Genomic DNA, 13,874 nt, shown 5'->3' with positions numbered 1-13,874 from the left:
AGGGATATTATTTCCAAATGGTACAGGCGATAGGATAGGATGACAGCGCCACATATCCTGCCGATGCTGTGCCCTGCAACCCACAAGGCATACACTGTGCGGCATAAAGTCGAGGACCGAAGTGGGACCTAATCCGTTTATCGGCGTCATCTATCACTGGCTGGGCGGACTCGCCTCTGCCAGCAACTTTATTCCGTTTCGCGGCATCAAGCGATGGTCGTGGGAGATTTACTGGATCATCCAAGGCGTGGCCGCGTGGCTGATCGCTCCAACGCTGATTGCGAGCATCTTTGTGCCGCATGTCTTCAAGATTCTCGGAGAAGCGCATCGCTCGCCGGATGCCAGCCTCTTCTGGCCGATGCTCATGGGGATACTGTGGGGCGTCGGCGGACTGACGTTTGGACTGGCGATCCGCTATCTGGGACTGGGACTGGGATACGCGATTGCGCTGGGCTTCTGCACGGCGTTTGGGACATTGATCCCACCGATTTACTACGGGCAGATGCACAGCATTTTGAACGAGCGTTCGGGACAGGTGATTCTGGTCGGCGTCTTTATGTGCCTGTTGGCGATCGGGGTCAGCGGAGCGGCGGGCTACTCCAAGGAACATGAGGTGACCGAGGAGGAGAAGGCGATCGCCGGCGAACGCGACTTCTCTTTCATCAAAGGCCTTGCGGTCGCGGTGTTCGCGGGCATTATGAGCTCGTTCTTTGCGTTTGGCCTGGCTGCGGGCAAGCCCATCGGAGACATCACGCGAGTACACCTGGTGGCAGGTGGCCGGAGGGACCTATGGTCCAATCTGCCGGTGCTGATCGTTGTGCTGTGGGGCGGGTTCGTTACGAACTTCGTGTGGTCTGCGGTACTGATTGTGAAGAACCACTCGTTCGCACAGTTTGGCGGAGCGCCGGGCGATAATCCGATGGGGACGGCCCCGGTGACGGGCGATACCCTGGTGGACTTCAATCCGCGCGACTATATTGGGCGCATCAGCGGGAAGGTGCTGACCAAGAACTACCTGTTCGCGGCGCTGGCCGGAATCATCTGGTACTTCCAGTTCTTCTTCTACTCGATGGGGCAGACGAAGATGGGCAAGTACGACTTCGCCAGCTGGACGCTGCACATGGCAAGCATCATCATCTTCGCGAACCTGTGGGGCATTGCGCTGAAGGAGTGGCGCGGAACGAGCCTGAGGACGCGAGCGTTGGTCGGCTGCGGACTTGCACTGCTGATCGGATCTACTGTGGTGGTCGGCTATGGGAGTTATCTGAAGGTCCACTGAGTGGTTCACTCGTGACTTTCTTCTTCCATAGGTAAAATTGATGAAGGCCACGCGATTTGGCCATTGCCCGGTGAAAGGAAGCCCCTTGCGCATCTCGCTGTTCGTAGCCTGCTATAACGACACTCTGTTTCCCGAGACAGGTGTTGCGGTGACACGCGTGCTGGAGCGGCTGGGGCATACGGTGGAGTTTCCGCTGGCGCAGACCTGTTGCGGGCAGATGCACTACAACACGGGCTATCATCGCGAAGCTGTGCCGCTGGTACGGAGATTCGTGGAGATGTTTCGGGATGCCGAAGTGGTTTGCGTGCCTTCTGCCAGTTGCGTAGCGATGATGCGTGAGCACTATCTAATGATGGCTGAGGCGGAGAACGACAGCGCGTTTCTTGCCGATGTGAAGAGCCTGCTGCCACGCGTGTTTGAGTTCAGCGAGCTGCTCGCGAACCGGCTCCAGACGGAGGATGTGGGCGCGACGTTTGCGCATAGTGTGACCTACCATCCGTCGTGCCACTCGCTGCGGATGCTGCATGTGGGCGATGCGCCGGTGCGGCTACTGCGGCAGGTGCGCGGGTTGACGCTGCTGGAGTTGCCGAAGAAGGAGCAGTGCTGCGGGTTCGGTGGGACGTTTGCGGTGAAGAACGCCGATGTCTCAGTGGCGATGCTGGCTGAGAAGCAGGGCTGCGTGGTGGAGACTGGGGCTGAGGTTGTGACCGCGCTCGACAATAGCTGCCTGATGCAGATCTATGGCGGGCTGCATCGCGCAGGCTCGGCTGTGCGGACGATGCATATCGCGGAGATTCTTGCGAGCGAGGGAGCTGCGCTATGAGCGTTCGCGTTGGCAAGACAGACAGAGCCGCGGCGTTTCCGGTTGCGGCGAAGACCGCGCTGAAGAACGATCAGCTTCGCGCCAATGTGCGCCGCGCGACGGATACGATTCGCGGCAAGCGTGCTCTGCGCGTGGAGGAGATGCCGGACTGGCAGCAGCTGCGCGATACGGCTAGTGCGATCAAGGCGCATACACTGCGGCATCTCGACGAGTACCTGGTTGAGTTTGAGAAGAACTGCGAGCTGGCTGGCGGCAAGGTGCACTGGGCCCGCGATGCGGATGAGGCCAATGCGATTGCTATTGGGCTGATTAGGCAATACTCGGAGGGCAACTCTCATGTCGAGGTCATCAAGGTGAAGACGATGACCTCGGATGAGGTGCAGATGAACGTGGCGCTGGAGGCCGCGGGCATCACTCCGATTGAGACAGACCTGGCCGATATGATTGTGCAGATGGGCCACGATGAGCCCTCGCACATTGTGGTTCCGGCGCTACATCGCAACCGGTTTGAGGTGCGTGATCTGTTCCGCGAGACGATGCATCGGCCGGAGTTGACGGCCGAGCCGGAGGATCTGACCGGGGCAGCGCGGGCGTATCTGCGGGAGCGGTTCCTGAAGGTGAAGATCGGTGTAAGCGGCGCGAACTTTGCGATTGCGGAGACGGGTGGTGTGTGTGTCGTCGAGTCCGAGGGCAATGGGCGGATGTGCCTGACGATGCCGGATGTGTTGATCTCGCTGATCGGCGTCGAGAAGGTAATCCCGCGGTTCGAGGACCTTGAAGTGTTTCTGCAGCTGCTGCCGCGGTCGGCGACGGGGGAGCGGATGAATCCGTACAACTCGCTGTGGTGCGGTGTGCATGCGGGTGATGGGCCGAAGGCGTTCCATGTGATCCTGCTGGACAACGGGCGCACGAAGCTACTGCATGACGAGATGGAACGCGAGACGCTGGAGTGCATCCGGTGCGGCGCTTGTTTGAACGCTTGCCCGGTGTACCGCGAGACGGGTGGGCATGCGTATGGATCGATCTACTCGGGACCGATTGGGGCGATCCTGTCGCCGCAGCTGCAGTCGCTGGAGCACTCGCGTTCCCTGCCGTATGCGTCGACGCTGTGTGGCGCTTGCTATGAGGTCTGCCCGGTGAAGATCAATATTCCGGAGATCCTGATTCACCTGCGCGGGCGCGTGGTGCGCGAGGACCAGGCGACGCTGGGCGGCAAGCTGGCGGTGGAGAACCTGGCCATGCAGGGTGCGGCTGCGGCGTTCCAGAGCCAGCGGCGGTATGAGGCGGCGCAGCGGCTGGCACAGGCTGGGCAGATGCTGTTCCGGAAGGGTGATCAGTTGGAGAACCTGCCTGGCATGGCGGGGGGCTGGACTAAGTATCGCGACCTGAAGGCCATCCCGAAGCAGAGCTTCCGCGACTGGTGGAAGAGCCGCAGCAAGGGAGCAAGCGCATGAGCGACGCACGCGAGGTGATCCTGGGGCGCATTCGTGCCGCGGTTGGCGGTGCGCCAGACCGTGTTGCGTATGACCAGATAGGTCGCGAGTATCAACGCAAGGGCTCGCTTGACCGCGAGGCTTGCCTGCATCTGCTGAAGGACCGGTTGCTGGACTACGACTCCGAGATCCTTGAGGTTGGCAGCGAGGCGGAGATTGGCGGCGCTGTTGAGGAGGCGCTGCGGCGTGCCGGTGAGCATAGCGTGCTGGTTGCCGAGGCGTTTCCGAAGAACTGGCTTCCGAGCGCCGCTGAGGTTGTGGTCGATGCCGCGCTGGCGACGGAGCAGCTGGATGGGTTGGGTACCGTGTTGACGACGTGCGAGGCGGCTGTCGCGGCGACAGGGACGATCATCCTGGTGCATGAAGGCGCGCAGGGGCGGCGGGCGGTTACGCTGCTGCCGGACCATCATATCTGCGTGCTGGCGCGGCAGCAGGTGGTGGAGACCGTACCGGAGGCGCTGGCGGCGATCAGTTCCAGCAGGCGGATGGCGATGACGACGATCTCTGGGCCTTCGGCGACGTCGGATATTGAGATGACGCGGATTCGTGGCGTGCATGGGCCGCGGCGGCTTAGCGTTGTGCTTTATGGCGAGTGATGATCTAGCCCCCACCCCTCCCCTCCCATACTTTTCGATCTAAAGTCTTGAGTGAAAAGCGGTTGAGGGTGGACTTGTGGAGGTCTGATCGCGGTCGGCGCGGCGAACCTTTCTGCTCTCTTTCTCTACTTTAAGTATAGAAGGTTGAGGCGGCGAACGTGTTTTTGATTTTCCGCTGTAAGGCGTTTTGATTGAGCAACTTATCTGTCGCTCTCACCTCTCGTGGGTTGACATGGTATGCTCGCGCCTTCGGCTCTCGCTGCGGCAAAAGCTTTAACGCAGAGGACGCAAAGGAAAAGCCGCAAAGGTCGCAGAGGAAAATAGGCAACAACAAAGACAAATACAGGGGTTTCTCCGCTTCGCATCGCGATGAAGCCGCGATGCTTCGGTCGAAATGACGAGCGTTCTTGGGCAGCAGATTATCTGCGGCAGCTATCAGGCGACGGGTGGCCGTCGAAGTGGAAGACTTCGTGGAGCTGGGTCCAATGGTCGCCGGGGGCGGCGTCTATGACGGGGAGTTGCATGGGGTCCATGATCTTCCACCAGCGCTGGGTTTCAGGGTCGGCGGCCATGCGGCGCATGTCGGCGGCGTAGTCTGTGCCGTGGTACTCGAAGTAGGCGAAGAGCATGTCGCCGCGGAGGAAGATGGAGTAGTTGCGGATGTTGCAGTCGGCGATGGTCTGGAGGACGGTGGGCCAGACCTCGGCGTGGTAGCGGACGTACTCCGCTTCATCTTCAGGACGGAGACGAATGATCTGCGCGTAACGCTGCAACGAATACCTGCTTTCCTCTACAAATGACCACAATATCTTAAGTGAAATAAATTGCATATTGAAAAATATGAGGAGGCCCGCAGATTGTGATTTTTCGGTAGGGCATCGAGCGGCAGTTCGACGTGGTGCGCTTGCTTTGCTTGGCAGCGATAAGGTTTCTCCGCTCCGCATCGCGATAAGGCTGCGATGCTCCGGTCGAAATGACGATCTTTCCGGGAGGCTCAAGAGCCTGCACCCGGGGCTTCCTACCCCCTTCGCCTTGGGTTGGGATATGGCGGGCCTTTGGCCCTCAAAACCAAGGTAAAGGCCGGGCGACGATTGGCGGTACCAGGCGGCGCGACCTGAAAGTATCGCCGGGGCCAAATGCAGGTCTCTCCACTGCGCCAAACGATGAAGCTGTTTGGCTCCGGTCGAGATGACATTTTATGGGTAGTTCAAGATGACACTTCATGGGTAGTTCAAGATGACATTTTATGGGTAGTTCGAGATGACATTTTATGGGTAGTTCGAGATGACGCTTCATGGGTAGTTCGAGAACAGGCTGTCGAACGGACGTGACGTGCCTAGAGAAAGAAGCTTAGTGGGCTTCGAGCTCGATGTGTTTGAGCGCGGGTGGGCGCTTGAGGAAGAAGATGAGCGGCACCATGCAGAGGCAGATGAGGCCGAGCATCCGGAACTGGTCCATGTAGGCGAGCAGTGTGGCCTGGCGCTGCAGTGCGTTGTAGAGCGAGGCCATCGCCAGGTAGTGGTTCTGCGCGAAGTTGCCGGGCGCGGACGCGGCGGCGCCGAGCGTCTGCTGCACGATGGGGTTGGTGGCCGTGATGTGCTGCGTGAGAATCTGCTGATGAAGCTGCGACTTGCGCTGCAGCATGGTGCTGACCAGAGCGATGCCGAGGCTTCCGCCTTCGTTACGCATGAGGGCGTAGAGGCCGGCGGCTTGCGAGCTTTCCGTCTTGGGCAGGAAGCGGAAGATGACGGTGCTGATGGGCACGGTGATGATGCCGACGCCGAGTACCTGCAGGATGCGCGGGAGGATGATCTGGCCCTCGGATATGTCGAGGTTCAAGGAGGACATCCACCAGAAGGAGGTGGCGATGACGAGGATGCCGGCGAAGGCCATCTTGCGGGGGTCGTAGCCGCGGGTGAGGAGGTAGCCGACGAGCGGAACCTCCAGCATGGTGAAGAGGCCGGCGGGCGAGAGCGCGAAGCCGGAGGTAGTGGCGGTGTAACCCATCATCTGCTGCATGTAGAGCGGCAGCAGGTAGGTGGCGGCGTAGAGCGCGGCGTAGAGGCCGAGGATGATGAGGCAGCAGAAGAGGAAGTTGCGCTCCTTGAGGAGGCGGAGGTTGACGACGGGGTTCTTGCTGCGGAGCTCCCAGATGACGGCGCCGGTGAGCGCGAGCAGCGAGATGGACGCGAAGAAGACAATGAAGTGCGAGCCGAGCCAGTCGAGCTCCTGGCCCTTGTCGAGAACGATTTCGAGGGAGGCGAGGCCGAGGGAGATGAGGCTGAGGCCTGTCCAGTCGACGGAGAGCTTGCGGGCCTTGGCTTTGAGCTCGCGCATGTAGGGCGGGTCCTGCAGGACGATGCGCGTGAGGAAGACGCAGAGGATGCCGATGGGGATGTTGATGTAGAAGATCCAGCGCCAGGAGTAGTTGTCTGTGATCCAACCGCCGGCGGTGGGGCCGAGGACGGGAGCGACGAGGATGGCGACGGTGTAGAGCGCCATCGCCATACCGCGCTTTTGCGCGGAGAAGCTGTCGGCGAGGATGGCCTGCACGGAGGGCTGCAGGCCGCCGCCGGCGAGGCCCTGGAGGACGCGGAAGACGACGAGCATCCCGAGCGAGGGCGCGAAGCCGCAGGCCGCGGAAAAGACGGTGAAGAGCGCAACCGAGAGCAGGTAGTAGTTCTTGCGGCCCATGACGGAGGAGAGCCAGCCGCTGATGGGCAAGACGACGGCGTTTGCGACGAGGTAGCTCGTGAGCACCCATGCGCCTTCGTCGAGCGAGGCGGAGAGGCCGCCGGCGATGTGCGGGAGGGCGACGTTGGCGATGGAGGTGTCGAGGACCTCCATGAAAGTGCCGATGGTGACAACGATGGCGACGATCCAGGGGTTGAAGATCTTCGCTTCAGGGAGGCGCTCGTTGTCGAAGGCGGGAGCGGTTTCCGCGAGGGAGTCTTCGGCCTGGGCTATTCCGAGTCGCTCAGATTCGTCGAGTACAGCGGACACAGTGACCCTCCAGTTCTATGAGATGACTGGTGAGTCATTTCGTCGCAGATTTATAGTGTGGAAGGATCGAAAAGGAGCTAGCCGATGGCGAGTGGCGCGACCGACCGCAAGCAGCAGGTGGTGGCCGAACTGCGCCGAGGGGAGATCCTGGCGGCGGCGGCGAAGGTGTTTGCCAGCAAAGGGTTCGAGTCGACGCGGATGGACGACATTGCCCAGGCCGCGCAGCTGGCCAAGGGGACGCTGTACCGGTACTTCGAGTCAAAGGACGAGGTGTACACCGCGACGGTGGAGCAGGCGCTGGCGAAGCTGGCGGCAGTGACCGACGAGCATGTGCGGCAGGCTGCGGACTTCCCTGCCCGGCTGGCGGCGTTTGTCGCGGTGCGGATCGCGTTCTGGCATGAACACCAGCAGCTGTACAGAATCATCCTGAGCATCAACCGGCTGGAGCAGCACCGGCGGCGCAGCCACAAATGGCAGCTGGAGACGGTGCTGTATCTGAAAGACATGTTTGAAGAGGCCGCGAGGAACGGGGAGATTCCGCAGCAGAATTTTCTGGCGGCTGCGTGGACGACGATGGATGCCGTGCGTGGTGTGAATGAACGCAGGGCGTTTTCGCAGGAGGTCTCTGCGGAAGAGCAAGCGAGGTTTTTGACGGCGTTTTTGCTGGGTGGGCTCGTGGCGGGTGCGGGTGGCTAGAGGTGGTAGACGCGGGCGGCGGTGCGGCCTTCGATCTGTACGCGCTCGTCGGGAGAGAGCGGAGCGAGCCAGGTGTCGAGCGTTTGCCACCACTGTGTGTACGTGGAGGCGACGTTGAGGACGGGCCAGTCACTGCCGGCCATGAGGCGGGTGGGGCCGAAGGCTTCCAGGGCGACGTCGAAGTAGGGCTTGAGGGTGGAGGGAGTCCAGGTGTGCCAGTTCGCCTCTGTGACCATACCGGAGAGCTTGCAGGTGACGTTGGGGCGGCGGGCCAGTTCGTGGATCGAGGCCGACCAGTGCGCGATTTCGCCAGAGGCGATGGATGGCTTGGCGATGTGGTCGAGGACGAAGGACTGTGTGGGATGCCGGTCGACGAAGCGGGTGGCTTCGGGGAGCTGGCGGGCGAAGATGAGGATGTCGTAGGTGAGGCCGGTGCGGGTGAGGGCTTCGATGCCGCGGTTGAAGGCGGGGTCGTCGAGGAAGCCGTCGGGTTCGGCTTGTACGATGTGGCGCAGGCCTTTGAGGTGCGGGTTCGCGAGGAGCGGCTCGAGGGTTGCTGGAAGATCGGCGGCGGCGATGTCGGCCCAGCCTACGACACCGCGGATGAGCGGATTTTCTGTGGCCAACGCTAGTAGCCAGTGGGTCTCTTCGAGGGTTTGGCGGGCCTGGACGGCGATGGTGGCGTCTACGTGGGCTGCCGCGCAGGCCTCAACGAGATCGGCGGGGAGGAAGTCGCGGCGGAGCGGCTGCATGGTGTCGTCGATCCAGCCGTACTCGGCGGTAGTGTAGTGCCAGAGATGGTGATGGGCGTCTATGCGCAAGGAAGGGCCTGTGGGATGAAGGTTGCGCGCCGAGGCGCTGCCGGGTGAGTGTACCAGAGGTGGAATCTGTTGGTATGCCGGAAAGAGTGGGTGCGTTGATACCGAGCATTGAAGCCGGATAGCCCCGGTCAAGTACCTGTCGAGAGATGAGCCTGGAACATAGGACAAGAAGACGCCAGGCCTTCGTGCCATCGAGTGGATGGCTGAGGCCTGGCGTCGGGGTTTGAAGCTTCGGAATGAAGCTATTGGATTGAAGTGGGCGTTGAACCGGAGTACAGCATGGCGTTCAATACGAACTTGTACGTGACTTCGCTAAGACCGCGATACATGGGGACGAAGCCGAAGGCGATGACCTGGCCCTTGCCCACGGGCACATCTGCAATAGCGGAGGTCCCGTCCAAGTGCTGACCACCAAGAATCCAGCCGCTGAGGAGCGGATGATCGCTGGTGTAGTGACCGACGGACTTCGCGTCTCCGGAGAGCTTGAAGGTCGGCCCAGTCTCAAAGAAGACCGGCACGGTGGGCGTTGAACCGAAGGCTATCGGGTTGGATGTGTCGACGGTGATCTGAAGGATAGAGCCGGGGCAATAGAAGTCGCGCGGAGGCACGCCCTCCAGGGCATTTTGGAAGGTGGGGTCGTCGCTTGTGGCGTAGACGTCGGAAGCCTTGTTCTGCACGATAACGATTCCGCCTTCGCTGAGGAACTCCTTCAGCGCAGCGGTGCCCTCAGGGCCAAGGCCGCCGCGGTACTCGGGTGGAACCTGAGGCATGTTGCCACGCTCCGACGCGGCGTTCGCTGCCGGAGCGCCTGCACCCGCGGCGCTCCCCGCACCACCGCGTGCGCGGCCACCGGCACGGCCGCCACCTCCGCCAAATGCGCGGCCGGACAGGATAGCGCCGGGGGAGTTGTCGGGGAGAATGATCGCGTCGAACTGATCTTTCAGGTGGCCTTTGCGCATGTCCGCGTCGACGACAGTTTTATAGGGAACGCCGTTTGTATCGAAGACGAAGCGTGTCCAGCCTTCGTCGAGCGAAGCGGTCCAGCTCTTGTAAAGAGCCACTCGTGGAGTCCTCATTTCCAGAGCGCTGCCGCTGACAGTGCCAGTGGCGGGTTTGAAGTCGACGGCGAAGCGCTTTGCGGCAGCTTCGAGCTTTGGCTCCAAACCGGGCTGTGCGGGGATATAGATAGTGCCCGGAGCATAGCCTGAGCCGGTGAGGCGGTATGTTTTGACGCCCTCCGACAGCAGCGAGAAGAGAGCATAGAGGCTACTGTTGCTCATGTCGTTCAGGATGTATCCCTTGCTCGAAGGCGGTGCTACATGGCCGACGAGTGGGGTGATGGAAGAGAGCAGCTTCGCGGGTGCAGTGAACTTGGCATCAACGGCGTCCGCTTCCACACCGTAGAAGAGCGGCAGAGTCGTGCCTGCGACATCGTACGGACGCTGCGGCGGGCCACCGGGGTACTCGCGCATGTCAGGATACTTCTGGCGCTCAAGCACTGTCTTGGCAAAGGCACGAAATGGCTGGTCCAGCTCGACGATGTAAGTTCCTTCGGGATAGCTTTTGCCGCCCGCTTCAAATGGAGCTGTTGACTGCCTCACTTCGACACCTGCGTCGAAGAGTGTCTTGGCGAGTTTTACAGCCATCGCGGGATCGACCTGCTTCGGGGAGAAGACATAGGCATACGGGCCGGATACCGGGTGCACAGCGTGGTCGCTCACCTTGTAGAAGTCCGAGAGGAACTGCTCGCGGTCGATGGCGGCGCTCCTGGTCAGAGACTCGAGAGCGTCCATCTGGTAGGCAACGATGTCTCCCATGTGCCAGACGCCGCCCATCCATGGCGAGGGGAAGTTCCAGGCGGCCACCTTTGCGTCGTAACCGATTCCAGTCCCAAGGCGGTCGAACGGCATGTCAATCGGTGAAGCCAGATTGGCGCTCGCCGATTCGGTGAGGATGCGAAGGCCGTTGTGGAGCGAGATGTAGTCGCGCAACGGCGACCAGAAATCATAGACGCCGTGGACGAGGACACCGGTCTTTCCGGTCGAGGCGACGTCATGCGCTGTACGCATGCCGAGGGCGTTCATGGAGAAGACGAGAAGTGGATCGACGTTGGGATCGATGGGATCGACCCAAGGGGGAAGGTAAAGGCGAGGTGCGTTCGCTCCCTGCTGGTGGAGATCGTACAGGATCTGCGGATGCCACTCGTTGATGACTTTCGCGGTGTGCTGCGTTTCGAGCTGAGTCAGGCCGACCCAGTCACGGTTGTCGTCGTGACCAACGTACTTGGCGTAGAGGACGGGCGGGCTGGAGCCTTCGGCCGGTGTGCCGAGCGTCTTTTTATACCAGTCGACGACGAGCTGTTCGCCGTCAGGGTTCTGGGAAGGAATCAGAAGCAGAATGGTGTTCTTCAGCTCATTCAGGACTTCCGGGTCGTTCGAGGTCGCCATACGGTAAAGAAACAGCGGCGCCGTCTGCGAGCTTGCGATCTCAGTTGAATGGATGTTGAAGGTGATGATCATCACCGTTTTGCCCTTGGCGATAAGGGACTTTGCTTCAGCGGGCGATGTGGTCCGAGGATCGGAGAGCTTTGTGACGATCTCCTTGTATTCCGCCAGGTGCGCGAGGTTCTCCGGCGAGGAGACCGTGAGCATGACGAAGGGACGTCCCTCCATCGTCTTGCCAAGTACCTGGAAGCGGACACGATCCGACTGGGAGGCGACTTTCTGGTAGTACGCGACCAGTTCTTTCCAGTCGGCCAGTTTGCGGTCTGTACCCGGCTCGAAGCCGAACTGCTCCGCCGGAGTGGTTACGTGTTTCGCCTGGGCACCCGCCTGTGTGGCAAATGTGAGCGCAAGCAGAAATAAAATGCCGAGCTTCTTCATGAGAATCGCTCCTGTCTGAGGCTGATGATGTCTGAAGATTGAAGCCTTGAGAGCTTGTTGCCGACGACCATGAAGGTGTCAGCGGACGGGGCTGACACCTGTTCACCGTCGTAGCGGAGACTGACGACTGTGGAACAGCTGCATCTATATAAAGCGAAGACGAATAAAGCAAAAGACGAATTACTCAGAAGCGCGAAGGTAAATCAACTCTATTACAGCTTCTGCGAAAGATCGATCCCGCCAGGCAGCGGCCAATATTGAGTTAGTGTGCGAGAGCGGCCGTGCCTGTTGTTTCCTGCAAGGACTTGTTCAGGCCAAATGACTCTGAGAGAACATCTGTGTACTTATTGCCGGAACCCGTGTTGAAGAGGACAACTTTGTCCGACGGCTTCAGGAAGCCATCTTGAATGAGAACGTCGTAGGCAGCCGTAGCCGCTGCTCCTTCCGGGGAGAGCAGGACACCTTCGTTCGAAGCCCAGTCCTTGAGGGAGCTCAAAATCTGATCGTCAGAGACGGCAATGACCCGCCCGCCGGACTGGCGCACGATATTCAAAATAATGCGGTCACCGTAGGGCTTGGGTACGCGAAGCCCAGCCGCGAAGGTCGCCGCGTTCTGCCACATGGTGCTTACGTCCTGGCCTTCGCGGTAAGCGCGGGCGACGGGAGCGCAGCCTGATGCCTGCACGGCGATCATCTTAGGGCGAGTCCCGGAGACCCAACCGAGCTGTTCCATCTCTTCGAAGGCCTTCCACATGCCGATGAGCCCGACACCACCGCCGGTTGGATAGAAGACGGCGTCGGGATACTTCCAGCCGTTCTGCTCTACGAGCTCATAGCCCATCGTCTTCTTACCTTCGACACGGAACGGTTCTTTAAGAGTGGAGATGTCGAACCAGCCTTCAGCTTCCTTGCGCTCATTGACGATCCTTGCGCAGTCCGAGATAAGGCCATCGACCAGCGTGACGTTGGCGCCGTATGCAGCCCCTTCGACCTGGTTAGCCATCGGCACATCTTTGGGCATGAAGACGTGGCACTCGATACCAGCGGCAGCAGCGTAGGCTGCCAGAGCTCCCCCAGCATTGCCTGCGGACGGAACCGCGAGTTTGCGCAGTCCATAGTGCTTCGCCATGGTAACGGCGAGTGCCAGGCCGCGGGCCTTGAAAGTCCCCGTAGGGTTGGCGCCCTCTTCCTTCAGAAGCACATTCGGATTTCGGCGGCTCGGCAGAATCGGCGTCCAACCTTCGCCGAGTGTGACGGGCGCTACGTCAGGAAGGACCGCGCTGTATCGCCACAGACCCCTCCACGCTCTTGAGCTCAATGCACCGGCGGTGCCGGCCACCACCGAAGAAGGGTCCGTGCCAATCAGCGAGCTCAGATCGTAACGCACATAGAGGCTTCCTGCGCAGACAGGACAGACTGTGGCGGGGGCTGCGGCTGAGACCGTAGCGTCACACAAAGAACACGCAAAATGTGAGATGGCTGGCATGTCGATAATGTATCAGATATCAGTTGGGAACAGATTTGGAACTGCTATGATGCTTGCCTGACAAGGTTTTAGGGCAAACGGCAATATTTGCTCCATACTTATTTCTCATGACAAAATTGCGCGAGCTTCGCAAGATACCCAATCTTACCGAGATGACATACGCCAGCATCAAGAAGAGCGTGCTGACTGGCAGCTTCGAGCCGTCATTTCGATTGACAGAAGAGTTTATCGCTTCGCAGCTCGGCATCAGTAAATCGCCTGTGCGCGAAGCGTTGAACCGGCTGGAGGCTGAGGGACTCATTCGCATAGAAGCCCGCCGAGGGGCTTTTGTACGCGAGTTCGCGGCGAAAGAGATCAGCGATCTATTCAACCTGCGTGTTGTGCTGGAGCTGCATTCGATATCCACGGCGAAGATTACTCCAAAGCTGTTGCAGTGCCTGAAAGACAGCATTGAACGCACTGAGATCATTTTGAAAAAGGGTGATCGCATAGCCCACGTTGAAGAGGATTTACGTTTCCACCGCCTGATCGCCGAGGCGACGGACAATGATGAGCTGTGTAGCGTGTTTGAAAATATTCAGCAAAAAAGCCTGCTCTGCCGTTATAAGTCGTACGAGTTGTCGGCGACGAGCTCGCCGCTGGCACATAGGCGGATTTACAAAGCACTTACTACCATCGATCGAGAAAAGGCCCAGGCGGCGATGGAAGATCACATTGTCTATGTGAGGAACCGGCTGCTGGAGGCATTGGAGAAGAAGTCCCGCGATGAGGTGATTGCGGCCGAACAGTAGAGGC

Annotated in this window: 11 protein-coding genes; 6 read left to right on the top strand and 5 right to left on the bottom strand. The window is 60.1% G+C overall.

Annotated elements, in window-relative coordinates:
* Positions 1-121 precede the first annotated feature (121 nt).
* From GOB94_RS13650 to GOB94_RS13635, 4 genes are all read left to right on the top strand, one after another.
* Complete coding sequence (locus tag GOB94_RS13650; RefSeq protein ID WP_182276427.1) at positions 122-1,279, top strand: L-rhamnose/proton symporter RhaT; 1,158 nt, start codon at positions 122-124, stop codon at positions 1,277-1,279.
* Positions 1,280-1,364: 85 nt separating this feature from the next.
* Positions 1,365-2,102, top strand: a complete 738-nt coding sequence (locus GOB94_RS13645) for a (Fe-S)-binding protein (protein ID WP_182276426.1) — start codon at positions 1,365-1,367, stop codon at positions 2,100-2,102.
* Complete coding sequence (locus GOB94_RS13640) at positions 2,099-3,556, top strand: LutB/LldF family L-lactate oxidation iron-sulfur protein (RefSeq protein WP_182276425.1); 1,458 nt, start codon at positions 2,099-2,101, stop codon at positions 3,554-3,556. Before GOB94_RS13645 ends, GOB94_RS13640 begins: the two co-directional genes overlap by 4 nt.
* The gene (locus tag GOB94_RS13635) at positions 3,553-4,191 is read left to right on the top strand and encodes an LUD domain-containing protein (protein WP_182276424.1); all 639 of its coding nucleotides are present in this window, start codon (positions 3,553-3,555) and stop codon (positions 4,189-4,191) included. The genes GOB94_RS13640 and GOB94_RS13635 overlap by 4 nt, the downstream gene beginning before the upstream one ends.
* A 419-nt stretch (positions 4,192-4,610) precedes the next feature.
* Here GOB94_RS13635 and GOB94_RS13630 read toward each other — a convergent pair whose 3' ends face one another.
* Both GOB94_RS13630 and GOB94_RS13625 read right to left on the bottom strand, forming a co-directional pair.
* Positions 4,611-4,964 carry an L-rhamnose mutarotase gene (locus tag GOB94_RS13630; protein ID WP_182276423.1) on the bottom strand — a complete coding sequence of 118 codons (354 nt, stop codon included), beginning with the start codon at positions 4,962-4,964 and terminating at the stop codon, positions 4,611-4,613.
* A gap of 577 nt (positions 4,965-5,541) precedes the next feature.
* Positions 5,542-7,194, bottom strand: a complete 1,653-nt coding sequence (locus GOB94_RS13625) for a DHA2 family efflux MFS transporter permease subunit (protein WP_220464930.1) — start codon at positions 7,192-7,194, stop codon at positions 5,542-5,544.
* Between the two features lie 84 nt (positions 7,195-7,278).
* Between GOB94_RS13625 and GOB94_RS13620 the strand changes: the two genes are divergently transcribed.
* On the top strand, positions 7,279-7,890 hold the full coding sequence (locus GOB94_RS13620; RefSeq protein WP_182276422.1) for a TetR/AcrR family transcriptional regulator: 612 nt from the start codon (positions 7,279-7,281) through the stop codon (positions 7,888-7,890).
* Here GOB94_RS13620 and GOB94_RS13615 read toward each other — a convergent pair.
* From GOB94_RS13615 to GOB94_RS13605, 3 genes are all read right to left on the bottom strand, one after another.
* Entirely contained in the window at positions 7,887-8,711 is an 825-nt protein-coding gene (locus tag GOB94_RS13615) for an amidohydrolase family protein (protein ID WP_255483971.1), read from the bottom strand. The genes GOB94_RS13620 and GOB94_RS13615 overlap by 4 nt on opposite strands.
* A 242-nt stretch (positions 8,712-8,953) precedes the next feature.
* Complete coding sequence (locus tag GOB94_RS13610) at positions 8,954-11,593, bottom strand: M14 metallopeptidase family protein (protein ID WP_182276420.1); 2,640 nt, start codon at positions 11,591-11,593, stop codon at positions 8,954-8,956.
* Positions 11,594-11,855: 262 nt separating this feature from the next.
* Complete coding sequence (locus GOB94_RS13605) at positions 11,856-13,079, bottom strand: threonine synthase (RefSeq protein WP_182276419.1); 1,224 nt, start codon at positions 13,077-13,079, stop codon at positions 11,856-11,858.
* A 53-nt stretch (positions 13,080-13,132) separates the two neighbouring features.
* On the opposite strand from GOB94_RS13605, the gene GOB94_RS13600 reads away from it, so the two are divergent.
* The gene (locus GOB94_RS13600; protein WP_255483970.1) at positions 13,133-13,870 is read left to right on the top strand and encodes a GntR family transcriptional regulator; all 738 of its coding nucleotides are present in this window, start codon (positions 13,133-13,135) and stop codon (positions 13,868-13,870) included.
* Positions 13,871-13,874: the final 4 nt, after the last annotated feature.

It is taken from the genome of Granulicella sp. 5B5, from assembly GCF_014083945.1.
Taxonomy (GTDB): Bacteria; Acidobacteriota; Terriglobia; order Terriglobales; family Acidobacteriaceae; genus Granulicella.
This window is presented reverse-complemented; position numbering and strand designations above follow the sequence as displayed.